Genomic DNA, 15605 nt, shown 5'->3' on the forward strand with positions numbered 1-15605 from the left:
GCCCCTACCCGTCCCATCCCTGGGGGCGCAGCCCCCAGGGATGGGACGGGTAGGGGCGGCGGGGGCGAGGAAAACGGCTACTGCCGGAGCGCCCAGCCCCGCTCCCGCAACGACGCCGACAGCACCGGCGCCGCCTTGGGCTCCACCATCAGCTGCACCAGACCGGCCTGCTGCCCCGTCGCATGCTCGATGCGCACATCCTCGATGTTGACCCCGGCCCGCCCCGCGTCCGCGAAGATCCGGGCCAGCTGCCCCGGCTGGTCGTCGATGAGCACGGCCACGACCTCGTAGACCCGCGGAGCGGCCCCGTGCTTGCCCGGCACCCGAACCTGCCCGGCGTTCCCCCGCCGCAGCACGCCCTCGATACCGGCCGTCCCCTCCACCCGCTTGTCCTCGTCGGACGACTGCAACGCCCGCAGCGCCCGCACCGTCTCCTCCAGATCGGCCGCCACGTCCGTGAGCAGATCGGCGACCGGCCCGGGGTTCGCGGAGAGGATGTCGATCCACATCCCGGGATCGGACGCCGCGATCCGCGTCACGTCACGGATGCCCTGACCACACAGCCGTACGGCCGCCTCCTCGGCGTTCTCCAGCCGCGCGGCGACCATGCTGGACATCAGGTGCGGCATGTGGGACACGAGCGCGACCGCACGGTCGTGGGCGTCGGCGTCCATCACCACCGGCACGGCCCGGCAGTGCGAGACCAGCTCCAGGGCGAGGTTCAGCACCTCGGTGTCGGTGTCCCGGGTCGGCGTCAGCACCCAGGGCCGGCCCTCGAAGAGGTCACCGGTCGCGGCCAGCGGCCCGGACTTCTCCCGCCCCGACATGGGGTGCGTACCGATGTACGACGAGAGATCCAGCCCCAGCGCCTCCAGCTCACGGCGCGGCCCGCCCTTGACGCTGGCCACGTCGAGGTAGCCGCGCGCCACACCCCGGCGCATGACGTCGGCGAGCACCCCGGCCACGTGCGCGGGCGGGGCGGCGACGATCGCGAGGTCCACGGGGCCCTCGGGAGCCTCGTCCGTGCCGGCGCCGAGCGCGGCCGCGGTCCGGGCCTGCTCGGGGTCGTGGTCGGCGAGGTGGACGGTGACGCCCCGCCCGGCCAGCGCGAGGGCGGCGGACGTACCGATGAGGCCGGTGCCGATGACGAGTGCGGTTCTCACTGGGCGATGTCCTTGCGCAGGGCGGCCGCGGCACCGAGGTAGACGTGCGCGATGTCGGCGCGGGGCTTGTCGGACTCGATGTGCGCGAGGACCCGTACGACCCGGGGCATGGCGCCCTCGATGTCCAGTTCCTGGGCGCAGATCAGCGGGACGTCGGCGAAGCCGCTGCCGAGCTTGCGGGCGGCGGCCGCCGGGAAGTCGCTGTGCAGGTCGGGCGTGGCCGTGAACCAGACGCTGATCAGGTCGTCCGCGGTGAGGTCGTTCCGCTCCAGGATCGCGGTGAGCAGGGCTCCGACCTGCTCGTCCATGTGGCCGGCCTCGTCCCGCTCCAGTTGGACGGCCCCCCGGACCGCTCGTACCGCCACGACGCTGCTCCTTGCTGACGTACGGATCGCTCTTCGACTCTCCAGCCTAGTCAGCCCGGGTACGGCGAACGCATCTCGCCCGCCCGCTGAGACAGCGCGACTCCGCGGGGTCGGCCGGCCGGGCCGGGGGACGTCCCGGGCGCATGAAACGCGCGTTTTGATCCACTCTGCCCCAGGTTGCTTCTTCTTCGGTGCTTTCGGTGCGAAGATGCTGTTGCTCGGCTCGGAGCGACTTCCGCACTTTCGGAGTGACGACATGACCTACCGTCCGACGCGGCGCACGATCCTCATCGCGACGGGCGCGACAGGCGCGACGGCGCTCGTCGCGAGCTGTGGCGATTCCGGCGGCGACGGCGACTCGACCTCGACCACCGCTCCCGGTCAGGACGACCAGGACGGCCAGACCGGCCAGGAGGGCAAGGAGCTGGCCACCACCTCCGAGATCCCGGTGGGCGGCGGCAAGATCTTCGCCGACGACAAGGTGGTGGTGACCCAGCCGGAGACCGGCCAGTTCAAGGGCTTCACCGCGATCTGCACGCATCAGCAGTGCACCGTCGCGACGGTCGCCGACGGCACGATCAACTGCCCGTGCCACGGCAGCAAGTTCAACATCACGGACGGCTCGGTGGCGCACCCTCCGGCGACCCGGCCGCTGCCCGAGAAGAAGATCACCGTGGACGGAAATTCGATCCGCCTGGTCTGATCCGCCGCGTACGCTCCGGGCATGCGCCCCGAGACCCTGGTCCGCGACCACACGATCTACGCCTGTGTGATGGGCTCGCGCGCCTTCGGTCTGGCGACGGACGACAGCGACACCGACCGCCGTGGCGTCTTCCTCGCCCCCACGCCCCTCTTCTGGCGCTTCGACAAGCCGCCGACGCATGTCGACGGCCCGCTGGAGGAGCAGTTCAGCTGGGAGCTGGAACGCTTCTGCGAGCTGGCCCTGCGCGCCAATCCGAACATCCTGGAGTGTCTGCACTCCCCGCTCGTGGAGTACGTCGACGACACGGGCCGCGAGCTGCTCGCCCTGCGCGAGGCGTTCCTGTCCCGCCAGGCCCTGGACACGTTCACGCGTTACGCGCTGGGCCAGCGCAGGAAGCTGGAGGCGGACGTCCGCTCCCACGGCGCCCCGCGCTGGAAGCACGCGATGCACCTGCTGCGCCTGCTGACGAGCGCCCGCGACCTGCTGCGCACCGGCCGCCTCACGATCGACGTCGGCGACCAGCGCGAGCCGCTGCTGGAGGTCAAGCGCGGCGAGGTCCCCTGGCCGGAGGTGGAGTCCCGGATGAGCCGCCTGGCACGGGAGGCGGAGGATGCCTCGCGCCGCAGCCCGTTGCCGGCCGAGCCGGACCGCCGCCGGGTCGAGGACTTCCTGATCGGCGTCCGCCGCGCGTCAGCCCTCCAGCCGGATCCGTACGACGAAGGCGTGCAGGGCGTCGTGGACGGTCGGGGCGTCGGGCAGCGCTGAGGCGGTCTGCGCCTCGTCCAGCAGACCGTGCAGCCGCTCCACGTCGGCCGCCACGCGCGCGTGGTCGACCTCGGCGGCTCCGTGCTCCTGCTCGACCTTGGCGGTGATCAGCTCCGGCACATAGCCGGGGGCGTCGACTTCCCCGATCAGCGTCGGCAGATGCGGCTGCACCTCGCCACTGCGCATCAGATGGATGCCGGTGAGCAGCACGCGGAAGGTGTAGAGCAGCGGCTTGAGCTCCCCGGTCTTCTCGAACAGCCGCCACTGCGTGTTGGCGAAGCCCCGGTAGTGATGGGCGTGATGGCTGGTGAGCACGCCGGGCGCGAGCGCGGCCAGCTCCCGGTGGGCGTCCGTGGTGTGCACGACGAGGGGCGAGAGCAGCTGCTCCAGGACATAGCCGTTGCGGCGCAGCATCAGCCGTACGAACTTGCGCAGGTCGTGGGTGACCAGGTCCATCTCGACGCCGTCCCGCACCCACATCCGCGACCGCGTCTCGTCCGGCTCCCGCAGCCCGACGAGGTCGGCGGTCGGCAGCAGATGGACGCCGCGCAGGTCGACGTCGGAGTCGCGCGACGGGAAGCCGTACAGATGGGCGCCGGAGACCGTCGCGAACAGCACCGGGTCGGGCTGCTCGGCGACGACGGGCGCGAGGTCGATGTCCAGGGCGTCGATCATCCGTCAAGCGTCCCAGAGCGCCCCGAGGGTGAGCAGGTCACCCCGGTACTCGATCCGGTCCGCCCACTCCGTCGGCCACGCGTCGGCACCCAGGTGGGCGCCCGCGAACGCGCCGGCCAGGCAGGCGATGGAGTCCGAGTCGCCGGCGGTGCAGGCGGCCCGCCGCAGGGCCGTCAGGGGCTCGTCGACGAACCACAGGAAGCACAGCAGCCCCGTGGCCAGGGCCTCCTCGGCGATCCAGCCCTCGCCGGTGGCCAGGCACGGGTCGGTCTCGGGCGAGACGGTGCGCACGGCCTCCTGAAGGCGGTCCAGGACGTCCAGGCACTCGTCCCAGCCCCGCGCGATGAAGTGCTCGGGCGTCGGGTCCTGGCTGCGGGTCCACAGATCTCCGAGCCAGCGCTCGTGGTAGTGGCCGCGGTTCTCCAGGGCGTACGACCGCAGCAGCCCGACCAGCCCGGTCGGCTCGGTGCCCTGCGCGAGGAGGCGTACGGCGTGGGCGGTCAGGTCGGACGCGGCGAGCGCCGTCGGATGCCCGTGGGTGAGAGCTGACTGCAACTGGGCGGCGCCCGCCCGCTGTTCGTCACTCAAGCCGGGGATGAGCCCGACCGGGGCCACGCGCATGTTGGCACCGCAGCCCTTGGAGCCGATCTGGCTGGCGTCCTGCCAGGGCAGGTCCGTGCGCTCCAGCAGGTCGCAGGCCCTCAGGCAGGTGTTGCCGGGGGCGCGGTTGTTCTCCGGTGAGCGGTTCCACGCGATGAACTCGGCACGCACCGGCTCGGCCATCGCCTCGGGCCCGAGCACGCCCAGATCCATGGCCGTCCGCAGCCCCTTGCCCAACGCGAGCGTCATCTGCGTGTCGTCGGTGACGATCGCCGGCGTCGGCAGCTCCATCCCGGCCCACGGCCCGCATTTGGCGAGGATGGACGGCACGTCGTTGAACTCGGTCGGGAAGCCGAGCGCGTCGCCGAGGGCGAGGCCGAGCAGGGAGCCGGTGGCGGCGCGCTTGCGGACGGTGGTCGTGGTCATGCGGGGCGTCCTTCCGGGGTGGGCCGCAGCAGGGGCGGGTGGAGGGTGGCCGCGGTGCCGGCGCGGTACAGGGCGGCCGGTTTGCCGCGGCCGCCGGTGAGCCGGGCGGCGCCGGGCACGGCTTCGACGAAGCCCGGTGTGGCGAGGACCTTGCGGCGGAAGTTGGGCCGGTCGAGGGCGGTGCCCCACACCGTCTCGTAGACCTGTTGCAGCTCGCCGAGCGTGAACTCGGGCGGGCAGAACGCGGTGGCGAGACCGGTGTACTCCAGCTTGGCGCCGACGCGGTCGTGGGCGTCGGCCAGGATCCGGTCGTGGTCGAACGCGAGGGGTCCGGCCGTGTCGTACGGCACCCAGCGGGCCTGGGCCGCGTCGCTGCCGCCGTTCGGTTCGGGAGGGTGGGGCAGCAGGGCGGTGAAGGCGACCGTGACGACCCGCATCCGGGGGTCGCGGTCGGGCTCGCTGTAGGTCCGCAGCTGCTCCAGGTGCAGTCCGGAGACGTCCGACAGCCCGGTCTCCTCGGCGAGTTCACGCCGGGCCGCCGTCTCCGCCGACTCGTCGGGCTGCACGAATCCGCCGGGCAGCGCCCAGTGGCCCTTGTAGGGCTCCTGCCCGCGCTCCACGAGCAGGACGTGCAGGGTGCCGTCGCGGATGGTGAGGACGGCGAGGTCGGCGGTGACGGCGAAGGGTTCGTGCGCGTACTTGTCGTACTCCATGCGAACCCACCCCCTTAATAGTCAGTACGACTATAAAGAGAGGAGTGGGGTCACGGCAATCCCCGTCGCCTCATCCGCCGTCCCGCCGCCCCAGGAAGGCCAGCAGCCGGACGTCGGCACGCGCGCGTGGCCGTACCTCGACCGGCGGCGCGAACCGCACGCCCCGGTCCTCCTCGGTGACCACACAGCGGGCGACGTTCAGCAGTTCGGCCGCGAGCGACACCGGGATGGGCCTGGGCCGACCGCAGGCCTGGGCGACGTCCCACCCGTGCACGGCGATCTCGACGGCACCGACGGCGCCCATCACCCGCACGTCCAGCGGCCGTTCACCGACCAGCACCCGCTGTCCGGCGGGCCCCGCCGCCCAGGCGCCGAGCACGGCGCACGCGCGCGTACGGAAGCCACAGGCCCGGTCGGCCCGCGGGAACGGCCCGATCCGCCCGCCCGTCAGCCCCTCGTAGAGCGCGTCCAGCGAGTCGTCGAGATGCCCGAGCAACTCCCGCAGATCCCACCGGGCGCACGGCGTCCGGCACGTGAGGCTCCCCGCCTCCACATCGGCGACGCTCCCCAGCGCGTAGGCGAGCGAACGCTCCAGCAGCTCCCCGGGCTCCCCGGCTGTCGAGTTCATCCCGCTCCCTCCGTCACCGCTACACCGATACAGACCGGCGGAGCCGCGAAAACGCATCGGCCGGTCCCGGACGAATCCGGGACCGGCCGACACCGGGAGCGCGAGGCGACTACAGATCGACTTCCTTCATCAGCATCCCGACCTCGGTGTTCGACAGCCGCCGCAGCCAGCCCGACTTCTGGTCGCCGAGGGTGATCGGCCCGAAGGAGGTGCGCACCAGCTTCTCGACCGGGAAGCCGGCCTCCGCCAGCATGCGGCGCACGATGTGCTTGCGGCCCTCGTGCAGCGTGACCTCGACCAGGTAGTTCTTGCCGGTCTGCTCGACGACCCGGAAGTGGTCCGCGCGCGCGTAGCCGTCCTCCAGTTGGATGCCGTCCTTGAGCTTCTTGCCAAGGTCGCGCGGGATCGGGCCGACGATGGCCGCGAGGTAGGTCTTCTTGACGCCGTACTTGGGGTGGGTGAGGCGGTGGGCCAGCTCGCCGTGGTTGGTGAGCAGGATCACGCCCTCGGTCTCGGTGTCGAGCCGGCCGACGTGGAAGAGCCGGGTCTCGCGGTTGGTGACGTAGTCACCGAGGCACTGCCGCCCCTCCGGGTCCTCCATGGTCGAGACGACACCGGCGGGCTTGTTGAGCGAGAAGAACTGGTACGACTGCGTGGCGACGGTCAGCCCGTCGACCTTGACCTCGTCCTTCTCCGGGTCGACCCGCTTGCCCTGCTCCAGCACGATCTCGCCGTTGACCTCGACCCGTGCCTGCTCGATGAGCTCTTCACAGGCGCGCCGGGAGCCGTAACCGGCCCGTGCGAGCACCTTCTGCAGCCGCTCGCCCTCCTGCTCGGCACCCGGGAAGGTCTTGGGCAGCCTGACGTCCTTCTTGCCCGCGTAGCGCTCCCGGTTGCGCTCCTCCGCGCGGGCGTCGTACTCACGGGAGGTCGCCGGTGCCGAACGGCCCCGCCCGGTGCCGCCCTGCCGGCCCTGCTTGGGCCCGCCCTTGGCACCGCCCCGCGCGGAGGCACCGCGCCCGGACTTGGGGCCGTCCTGGGTGGCACCGGGGCCTACGTCGTAGCGCCGCTCCTCCGGGCGCGGCTTCCTCGGCCGGCCGCCCTGCTTGTCGTCGCGGTTGTTACCGGCGCCACGGTAGTTACCGCGGCCACCGCTGCTTCCGCCGCGGCCGCCGCTGTTGCCACCACGGCTCCCGCCGTTGTTTCCGCTGCTGTTCCTGCCGCTGCTGCTTCGCATCAAAGTTCCGTCTGGTCGTCTACGTCGTCGGTACCCCGGCTCACCGGGGTGCCCGGACCGTCATCGGGAGCGTCCGGGTCGAACGACGGCACCCCTTCCTGGGTCTCGGCCTCGATCGCCTCCGCCTCCGGGAGGAAGGGCGCGAGCTCCGGGAGCTCGTCCAGACCGCGCAGGCCCATCCGCTCCAGGAAGTAGTTCGTCGTCCTGTACAGGATCGCACCTGTTTCGGGTTCCGTGCCCGCCTCCTCGACCAGCCCGCGCTGAAGGAGGGTGCGCATGACACCGTCGCAGTTCACTCCGCGCACGGCCGAGACCCGGCTGCGGCTGACGGGCTGGCGGTACGCGACGACGGCCAGCGTCTCCAGGGCGGCCTGGGTCAGCCGGGCGGTCTGCCCGTCCAGCACCAGCCGCTCGACGGCGGCGGCGTACTCGGGGCGGGTGTAGAAACGCCAGCCGCCCGCGACGAACCGCAGCTCGAAGCCGCGGCCCTGTACGAGGTAGTCGTCGGCCAGCTCCCGCAGGGCGGCGGCGATCTGCCGGCGCGGCCGCTCCAGGAGCTTGGCGAGACGCTCCTCGGTCGCGGGCTCGTCCACGACCATGAGCATCGCCTCCAGGGCGGGCTTGAGGTCGAGGTCCGCGACGGTACGCAGTCCGGCCGGAAGCTCGGTGGTCTCCTCACTCACGCCTTCTTCTCCTCCTTGGGCGGCTCGGGCGGCCGGTCGAACTCGTCGGTCACGGTGGGCGTCGCGTCCCCGTCCCCACCGGTCCAGCGCACGATCAGCTCCCCGAGGGCGGCTTCCTGGTCCAGCGCGACGGCCTTCTCCCGGTAGAGCTCCAGCAGCGCCAGGAACCGCGCCACTACGGTGAGGGTGTCGTCGGTGTCCTCGACGAGAGCCCGGAAGCTGGCCTCGCCGAGCTCCTTCAGTCGCGCGACGACGATCCCGGCCTGTTCCTGCACGCTGACCAGCGGTGCGTGGATGTGATCGACGTAGACCTGCGGCTTCGGCTTGGGCTGCATCGCCTTGATCGCGAGCTTGGCGAATCCTTCCGCCCCGATGCTGATGACGACCTCGGGCAACAGCTCGGCGTGCTGCGGCTCCAGCCCGACGGTCCGCGGATAGCGCCGCGCCTCATCGTCGAGCCGCCGGCTGAAGATGTCGGCGATCTGTTTGTACGCCCGGTACTGCAGCAGCCGCGCGAACAGCAGGTCCCGCGCCTCCAGCAGCGCCAGATCGGCCTCGTCCTCCACCTCGGCGGCGGGCAGCAGCCGTGCCGCCTTCAGATCGAGCAGCGTGGCCGCGACGACCAGGAACTCCGTCGTCTCGTCCAGATCCCAGTCCGACCCCATGGCCCTGATGTGCGCCATGAACTCGTCGGTCACCTTCGACAACGCGACCTCGGTGACATCGAGCTTGTGCTTGGAGATCAGCTGAAGGAGCAGATCGAAGGGCCCCTCGAAGTTGGAGAGCCGAACTTTGAAGACACCGTCGTCGGGTTCTGCGGGTTCAGCCGGTTCCGCGGCGGGCGGTTCGGAAGGGACCCCTACGGCGTCTTCGGCAGGCCGTTCGGCAACGGCCTGCGGCGGCTGTGCAGCGGTCGGCTCGTCGTCATCGCCGCCGCCGTTGTGGGCAGGCGTTCCGCTGGGCGGAACGGGTGGGCACAACGGCCCACCGGCCGGAGCCGGAGACTCGGCCTCAGCCGCCACCCCGCCCTCCGCCTCCGCAGGAGGCGACGGAACCGGCTCAACCGGCGGAGCCGCAGGCCCACGCCCCAGCGCACGCCGACGACCGCCGGAGGCAGCGGCACCGCGGGAGGGAACGTCGTTCGAGGTCATGGCCCCCGCAGGCTACCGCTACCGCCCGCGCAGCCGTCGTACGAGGATGCTCGCGTCCCCGCGGGACTCCAGATCGGCCAGCACCACGGCCACCGCCTCCCGGACGATCCGCCCGCGGTCCACGGCCAGCCCGTGCTCACCGCGCAGCACCAGACGCGCGTGCTCCAGATCCATGAGCTCCTCGGCGGAGACGTACACGGTGATCTTCTCGTCGTGCCGTTCGCGGCCGCTCGGCCGGCGCGAGGCACCGCGCCCCCGCTTGCGCGGCGCGGCGGCGGAGGCGGCAGCCGAAGCGGAAGCACCGGCACCGGACCCGGCCGAACCGCCGGAGGCACCCGCGGCAGAACCTTCCTGCGCCCCCTGCCGTCGCACGGAGCGCTCCGCCCGGCTGCGTGACTCACCGGCGTCGACGGACTCCGCGTCGGCCGCCACATGTTCCGCGCCGTCACCGTCGCCGCCCTGCACGGGCACCGACTGCGGCGCGTCCTCGGCGGCCGTGGCGGGATCGCTCTCCCCCGCCGGAGCCGGCACCCGGGCCTCGCCGTTGGCCGGGCGCCGGGGAGTGGACGGCTGGAGCGCCATTCCCCCTGTCGTACGGAACAGTTCGTCGGCCCCCGGCAGACTCACTCGGCGTGACACCGGGCGAGCACCTCCCTGGCGAGCTGGCGATAGGCGGCGGCGCCGACGGAGTTGGAGGCGTAGGTGGTGATGGGCTCACCGGCGACCGTGGTCTCCGGGAAGCGGACCGTGCGCCCGATGACCGTGTGGTAGACGTGGTCGTCGAACGCCTCGACCACACGGGCCAGCACCTCACGACTGTGGACCGTGCGCGAGTCGTACATCGTGGCGAGGATCCCGTCGAGCTCCAGCTCCGGGTTGAGCCGCTCCTGGACCTTCTCGATGGTCTCGGTCAGCAGCGCCACGCCTCGGAGGGCGAAGAACTCGCACTCCAGGGGCACGATCACCTTGTGGGCCGCGGTCAGGGCGTTCACCGTGAGCAGGCCCAGCGAGGGCTGACAGTCGATCACGATGAAGTCGTAGTCGGGCAGCAGCGGCTTCAGGGCACGCTGCAGCGTCGACTCGCGCGCGACCTCGCTGACCAGCTGGACCTCGGCGGCGGACAGGTCGATGTTGCTCGGGAGGAGGTCCATGTTGGGGACCGCCGTCTTCAGGAGCACCTCGTCGGCCGACATGCCCCGCTCCATGAGCAGGTTGTAGACGGTGAGGTCGAGCTCCATCGGATTGACGCCGAGTCCGACCGAGAGCGCGCCCTGGGGGTCGAAGTCGACGAGCAGGACCCGGCGTCCGTATTCCGCGAGCGCGGCACCCAGGTTGATGGTCGACGTCGTCTTGCCGACGCCGCCCTTCTGGTTGCACATCGCGATGATCTTCGCGGGGCCGTGGTCGGTCAGCGGACCCGGGATCGGGAAGTACGGCAGCGGACGCCCGGTCGGGCCGATGCGCTCGCGGCGCTGGCGGGCAGCGTCGGGCGCGAGGGTGGCCGCGTACTCGGGGTCGGGCTCGTACTCCGCGTCGGGGTCGTAGAAGTGCCCGTCGGGCAGTTCGTCGTAGTCGGCGAATTGGTTGTGGGGCGCGCCACTTCCGTCGCCGGCCATGGCGTTCACGTGATGGCCATCCATGCTCTGGTGTGCTGTCTGAGTCAACCCTGAGATCTGGTGACTCTGGTGGGCTGCGAAGGTGCGCACCGCAACGGAGCCGACAGCCTCGAATCCCGCGGGACCCTGGCCCCGTACCGGCATTCCTGGTTGACCACCCCCGGGAGAAAATGTCGACTCATTCACAAGTCGTCTTACCTCCTTGGTGACCAGGAAACTTCTAGACAGGTCAGCGTGGCACCATGCCGACAGTCGGCGACTCTATGGCGTGTCGGCGGTTCGCAGCAACACAATCCGCCGGACCGGGCAGATGTGTCGACAATGAAACATCCCGCTGTCAAGGGCGTACGGCCGTCGCACAGCAGGTTTCGCGGGTGTGCGAATCGGACGAAGGGTTGCGTTCGAGGCGAGTTGACCGAGAGTCGCAAAGTGACCATACACACATCCGGCCGGACCTTTTCGGGCAAGGTCCGGCCGGGTGTGTGCGGTTGACGACTCGTGTTGACGTATCGCCTTTACCAGAAAGTGACTTAGCCGATCGGGCTTCGGACGGTCAGCCGAGCAGCGTGTCGAGGTCCACGTGCTCCAGTCCGTGTGCCTCGGCGACCTCCCGGTAAACCACCTTGCCGTCATGCGTGTTGAGGCCCTTGGCCAGCGCGGCGTCGCGGCGCAGCGCCTCCACCCAGCCCCTGTTGGCGAGTTCGAGGATGTACGGCAGCGTGGCGTTGGTCAGCGCGTAGGTGGAGGTGTTGGGCACCGCGCCCGGCATGTTGGCGACGCAGTAGAAGACCGAGTTGTGGACCGGGAAGGTCGGCTCGGCGTGCGTGGTGGGGTGCGAGTCCTCGAAGCAGCCGCCCTGGTCGATCGCGATGTCGACAAGAACACTTCCCGGCTTCATCCGGGAGACCAGCTCATTGGTGACCAGCTTCGGGGCCTTGGCGCCCGGGATGAGGACGGCGCCGATCACGAGGTCGGCGTCCAGGACGGCCTTCTCCAGCTCGAAGGCGTTGGACATGATCGCCCGGACCTTCGTGCCGAAGACCTTGTCCGCCTCGCGCAGCTTGTTGATGTCCTTGTCGAGCAGCGTGACGTGGAAGCCCATGCCGACGGCGATCTGCGTCGCGTTCCAGCCGGAGACCCCGCCGCCGATGACGACGGCCTTGGCGGGCTGGGTGCCGGGGACGCCGCCGGGGAGCACGCCGCGGCCGCCGGCCGAGCGCATCAGGTGGTAGGCGCCGACCTGCGGGGCGAGCCGGCCGGCCACCTCGGACATGGGGGCGAGCAACGGCAGGGCGCGGGAGGGCAGCTCGACCGTCTCGTAGGCGATGGCCGTGGTGCCGGACTCGACGAGGGCGTCCGTGCACTCCTTGGAGGCGGCCAGGTGCAGATAGGTGAAGAGCGTCTGGTCCTTGCGCAGGCGGTGGTACTCCTCGGCGATGGGCTCCTTGACCTTGAGCAGCAGGTCGGCGGTGGCCCACACCTCGTCGGCCGTCGGCAGGATCTGGGCGCCTGCGGAGACGTACTCGCTGTCCGGGATCGACGAGCCGACACCGGCGCCCTGCTCGATGACGACCTGGTGGCCGTGGCGCACCAGCTCGTGCACGCCTGCGGGGGTGATGGCCACCCGGAACTCGTTGTTCTTGACCTCGCGGGGGATGCCGACCTTCACGTCGATCACGGTCCTTGGCTCAGAGGGTGTAGGGCATTGCATGACATTCCCAGGCATGCGCGGGCACACCGGGGTACACCGCAGGAGAAGGTGCGGCAGAGCCAGTCTAATGAAGGTGTTCCCGCTGTCTAGCCTTTCATTGCATCAATCTTCAGCGGATGTACTACGGATTTCGCAGGCGTTAGCGTCGTGTTCCGGCTCGAAAGCGTCTTGCCCGGGCTCAGGCACGGCCGCATCGGACTCCCGAGGCTCCTCTCCCAGCATCCGCTCGGCCGCGCCCCGGTGCAGCTGCGCCGCCGACGAGTCGCCGAGATGGTCCAGCGTGTCGGCGAGCCGCAGATGCAGGGCTCCCTGCAGCCGTACGTCCTCGGCGCGGCGCGCCCACTCCACCGCCTCCTGGCAAGTGCGCAGCGACTCCTCGGGCCGCCCGGCGTACTCCTGGACCCGGGCCAGCTCGCTCAACGCCCGTGCCTGTCCGGCGACATCGCCGTTCTTGCGGTGCCCGGCGATGGCGGCCCGCCAGTTGCGCAGCGCGTCGCCGTACCGGCCCGCATAGGTGTGCGCCTCGCCGATCCGGCCGTACAGCCGGGCGGCGTCGGCCCGCTCGCCCCGGGCCAGCCGCTGGGCGAGCGCACGGCCGAACCAGTCGGCGGCCCGGTCGTAGTCCCCGAGCTCCAGATGGGCGCCGCCTACGGATTCCATCGCGCGGCCGGTCGCATACGGGTCGTTCGCCTCCCATCCGGCGTCCAGCGCGGCCCGGTACCGCACCAGGGCCTCGCGGGTACGCCCCGTCCGGGCGTCGAGGTCGCCGAGGTTCAGCAGCGCGGCGGCCTTCTCGCGGGGCAGCTTCCGGCGCTCGGCGACATCGAGGACCAGGCTGTGGATGCCGTACAGGTCGGCGGCGGCCTCCTGGGTGCCGAAGTGCGCCACCATCGCCCTGACCAGCTGGGACATCAGACGGCGGGCGAGGGTGTCCAGCTCTCCGTCGGCGACCGCGGCACGGGCCGAGGCAAGCAGGGCGGGCCTGCGGATGCCCAGCCACTCGGCGGCGGCCCGCGGGTTGGGGAAGCGCAGGGCCTGGGGCATGCCGAGGAGCTTCTGCCGGGTCTCGGGGCTGTCGGTCTCGGTGATCGCCCGGCACGACTGGAGCAGCCGTACGGTCCGCTCCAGCATCCGGGCGCGGGCCAGCTGGAGCTCGGCGGGGCGGTCCAGGGTCTCGGTGAGGGCCTTCAGCAGCGGGTGCAGACACGCCGGGACCTCGTACTGCGGCAGCGGCGAGTCCACGGCGTGCAGCAGGCCGAGGGCGACGATGTCGTCCAGGGTGGTGCGGGCGCCGTCCACCGAGCAGCCGGCGAGCGCGGAGGCGGTGTGCGGGTCGACGACGCCGCCCGGGGCGAGGGTGAGCAGCCGCAGTATCCGGGCCGCGGGCACCGGCAGGGCGCCGTGCACGAGGCGGAAGACCCGGCTGAGCGGTGTGCCCTCCTCGCCCTCGGCCCGCAGCTGCTTGGCGAGGTCGGAGACGGCCACCTTGGGGCGGGCGGCGAGCCAGCGGCCGGCCAGCGTCAGGGCGGCCGGCTGGCCCTGGCACACCTCGACCAGACCCTCGGCGGCCCTGGGGTCGACGGTGATGCGGACCGAGCCGGCGTGCCGGGACAGCAGCTCCACGGCCGACTTGGTGTCGAGGCCGCCGAGCGTGCAGGGCCGCACGTCCGAGATCCCGGTCAGCGGGCCGTGGGAGACGGCGAGGACGAGGCACTCCGGCGTGTCCGGCAGCAGGGCGTCGACCTGCTCGGACTCGGCCGCGTCGTCGAGCAGCAGCAGGACCCGGCGGTCGGCGAGGGTCCCGCGGAGCTCCGCGGTGAGGTCGTCCTCGGCGGCGCCGGCCGGGGCGGGCCGGTCCAGGGCGGTGAGCAGTTCGCGTGCGGTGCGCTCGACGGGGACGGGGGTGCCGTCGGGCTCGCTCAGGCGGACGCGCAGCACGCCGTCGGCGTAACGGTCCGCCACCTGCCGTACGAGTTCCTCGGCGAGCGCCGTGCGGCCCGAGCCGGGACGCCCGGCGATGAGCAGCACGCGCGCGCGTGGCGCCTTGCGGCCGGAGAGGGTGTCCAGGCCCGCGCGCTCGATGTCGGCGCGGAGCTCCTTCAACTCGCGGGTGCGGCCGAGGAATTGGTTCGCACCGGAAGCCCGGGCCGACACCCGCACGCCGCCTGTGTCCACCGCCTGATCCGTCACGGGCCACACTCCCGTCCCACGCACGCGCAACCCCGCCGGGACTCCGGTCAGGGCGTTTCCAGAGCCTAGTTCACGCTCTGCAACGATCCGCGCGCAGCACGACGGACACATCCCCCGACCGGATCAGCAGATGGTAGGACCGGCACGTTGAAACAGGCGTGACGGAAACCCCCTCAGGGGCGCGGGGAACTGCGCGCTCAGCCACGACGGCGCGGCAGCCGGCAAAATCACCGCACCCCCACGGCGCGCACCCGCACGGCTCCCCCACCGGAGCTCTCACACCTCGAACGGCCTCGCAGGCCAAGCCGCCCCCGCCGGCCGCAACCCGTCCACCCCGCCGGAGGCCCGCGCCGCGACCAGTGACAGCACACCCACGACAAGGCAGTTGTTGTGCAGCTCCCCCGCGAGCACCCCCCGCACCAGCTCATCCACCGGCACGCGCGCGTGCTCCATGTCGGACTCCTCGTCCTCCACCTCGAAGCGGTCCCCCTCCGCCTCGGACAGATGACGGGCGAGAAAGATCCGTACGGCCTCGTCGCAGCCCCCGGGCGTGGTGTAGACGTCCGTCAGCACCCGCCAGTCCTCGGCCTTGACGTGGGCCTCCTCGTACAGCTCGCGCTGGGCGGCGTGCAGCGGGTTCTCACCGGGGATGTCGAGCAGCCCGGCCGGGATCTCCCACAGCTTCTGCCGCACCGGGTGGCGGTACTGCTTGATGAGCAGGACGCGGTCCTCGTCGTCCAGGGCGAGGACGGCCACCGAGCCCGGGTGGACCTGGTAGTCGCGTCGCACCACCGAGCCGTCGGGCATGACCACGTCGTCCGTGCGGACGGAGGTCTTGTTGCCCACGAAGGGGGTGTCCGTCGCCCGGATCTCCCACTCCTCGGGGGTGTCCTTGATCGTCATGCCCTGCCCTTCCACACGCCTTCAAAAGACCCGCCAAAGAAAACCGGGGCGCCAACCTTTGAAGGTTTGCACCCCG

At 71.4% G+C, this 15605-nt stretch carries 16 protein-coding genes and 1 pseudogene; 3 read left to right on the plus strand and 14 right to left on the minus strand.

From position 1 onward, the window contains the following. Window positions 1-77: 77 nt before the first annotated feature. Together L0P92_RS22010 and aroH are read right to left on the minus strand one after the other, a co-directional pair. Window positions 78-1163 carry a prephenate dehydrogenase gene (locus tag L0P92_RS22010; protein ID WP_234764534.1) on the minus strand — a complete coding sequence of 362 codons (1086 nt, stop codon included), beginning with the start codon at window positions 1161-1163 and terminating at the stop codon, window positions 78-80. Further along, window positions 1160-1528 (minus strand): chorismate mutase, encoded by a 369-nt coding sequence (gene aroH / locus L0P92_RS22015; protein ID WP_062724417.1) that lies wholly within the window; start codon window positions 1526-1528, stop codon window positions 1160-1162. The genes L0P92_RS22010 and aroH overlap by 4 nt, the downstream gene beginning before the upstream one ends. Here aroH and L0P92_RS45735 point away from each other — a divergent pair. From L0P92_RS45735 to L0P92_RS22025, 3 genes and pseudogenes are all read left to right on the plus strand, one after another. Beyond that, window positions 1470-1757: pseudogene (locus L0P92_RS45735) on the plus strand (DUF6529 family protein); the annotation flags it as partial. The gene aroH and the pseudogene L0P92_RS45735 overlap by 59 nt on opposite strands. Before the next feature lie 27 nt (window positions 1758-1784). Then, window positions 1785-2231 carry a Rieske (2Fe-2S) protein gene (locus tag L0P92_RS45740; protein WP_372497300.1) on the plus strand — a complete coding sequence of 149 codons (447 nt, stop codon included), beginning with the start codon at window positions 1785-1787 and terminating at the stop codon, window positions 2229-2231. 21 nt (window positions 2232-2252) lie between these two features. Further along, entirely contained in the window at window positions 2253-2996 is a 744-nt protein-coding gene (locus L0P92_RS22025) for a nucleotidyltransferase domain-containing protein (RefSeq protein WP_234764536.1), read from the plus strand. On the opposite strand, the gene L0P92_RS22030 is transcribed toward L0P92_RS22025, so the two are convergent. The 12 genes from L0P92_RS22030 to L0P92_RS22085 all read right to left on the minus strand — a co-directional run bounded on the left by L0P92_RS22030 (window position 2922) and on the right by L0P92_RS22085 (window position 15529). Further along, window positions 2922-3671, minus strand: a complete 750-nt coding sequence (locus L0P92_RS22030) for a nucleotidyltransferase domain-containing protein (protein ID WP_234764537.1) — start codon at window positions 3669-3671, stop codon at window positions 2922-2924. The genes L0P92_RS22025 and L0P92_RS22030 overlap by 75 nt on opposite strands. A 3-nt stretch (window positions 3672-3674) precedes the next feature. After that, on the minus strand, window positions 3675-4697 hold the full coding sequence (locus L0P92_RS22035; protein WP_234764538.1) for an ADP-ribosylglycohydrolase family protein: 1023 nt from the start codon (window positions 4695-4697) through the stop codon (window positions 3675-3677). Next, window positions 4694-5410: an NUDIX hydrolase gene (locus L0P92_RS22040; protein ID WP_234764539.1), complete on the minus strand. Its 717-nt coding sequence runs from the start codon at window positions 5408-5410 to the stop codon at window positions 4694-4696. Before L0P92_RS22040 ends, L0P92_RS22035 begins: the two co-directional genes overlap by 4 nt. 70 nt (window positions 5411-5480) lie before the next feature. Then, entirely contained in the window at window positions 5481-6038 is a 558-nt protein-coding gene (locus L0P92_RS22045) for a TIGR03086 family metal-binding protein (RefSeq protein WP_234764540.1), read from the minus strand. 109 nt (window positions 6039-6147) lie between these two features. Beyond that, complete coding sequence (locus L0P92_RS22050) at window positions 6148-7275, minus strand: pseudouridine synthase (protein WP_234764541.1); 1128 nt, start codon at window positions 7273-7275, stop codon at window positions 6148-6150. Continuing rightward, complete coding sequence (scpB, locus tag L0P92_RS22055; RefSeq protein WP_234764542.1) at window positions 7275-7958, minus strand: SMC-Scp complex subunit ScpB; 684 nt, start codon at window positions 7956-7958, stop codon at window positions 7275-7277. The genes L0P92_RS22050 and scpB overlap by 1 nt, the downstream gene beginning before the upstream one ends. Next, a complete protein-coding gene (locus L0P92_RS22060; RefSeq protein ID WP_234764543.1) occupies window positions 7955-9109 on the minus strand; it encodes a segregation and condensation protein A in 1155 nt (384 codons plus the stop codon). The genes scpB and L0P92_RS22060 overlap by 4 nt, the downstream gene beginning before the upstream one ends. 18 nt (window positions 9110-9127) lie before the next feature. Then, the gene (locus L0P92_RS22065) at window positions 9128-9748 is read right to left on the minus strand and encodes a hypothetical protein (RefSeq protein ID WP_234764544.1); all 621 of its coding nucleotides are present in this window, start codon (window positions 9746-9748) and stop codon (window positions 9128-9130) included. After that, window positions 9733-10869 carry a ParA family protein gene (locus tag L0P92_RS22070; protein ID WP_078916304.1) on the minus strand — a complete coding sequence of 379 codons (1137 nt, stop codon included), beginning with the start codon at window positions 10867-10869 and terminating at the stop codon, window positions 9733-9735. Before L0P92_RS22070 ends, L0P92_RS22065 begins: the two co-directional genes overlap by 16 nt. Window positions 10870-11278: 409 nt before the next feature. Continuing rightward, a complete protein-coding gene (gene ald / locus L0P92_RS22075; protein WP_234764545.1) occupies window positions 11279-12403 on the minus strand; it encodes an alanine dehydrogenase in 1125 nt (374 codons plus the stop codon). 135 nt (window positions 12404-12538) lie between these two features. Then, window positions 12539-14626 carry a tetratricopeptide repeat protein gene (locus L0P92_RS22080; protein WP_234764546.1) on the minus strand — a complete coding sequence of 696 codons (2088 nt, stop codon included), beginning with the start codon at window positions 14624-14626 and terminating at the stop codon, window positions 12539-12541. Window positions 14627-14902: 276 nt separating this feature from the next. Beyond that, a complete protein-coding gene (locus L0P92_RS22085) occupies window positions 14903-15529 on the minus strand; it encodes an NUDIX domain-containing protein (protein WP_234764547.1) in 627 nt (208 codons plus the stop codon). Window positions 15530-15605: the final 76 nt, after the last annotated feature.

Origin of the sequence: Streptomyces muensis (assembly GCF_021474425.1) — a bacterium.
In the GTDB taxonomy this organism is placed as follows: Bacteria; Actinomycetota; Actinomycetes; order Streptomycetales; family Streptomycetaceae; genus Streptomyces; species Streptomyces muensis.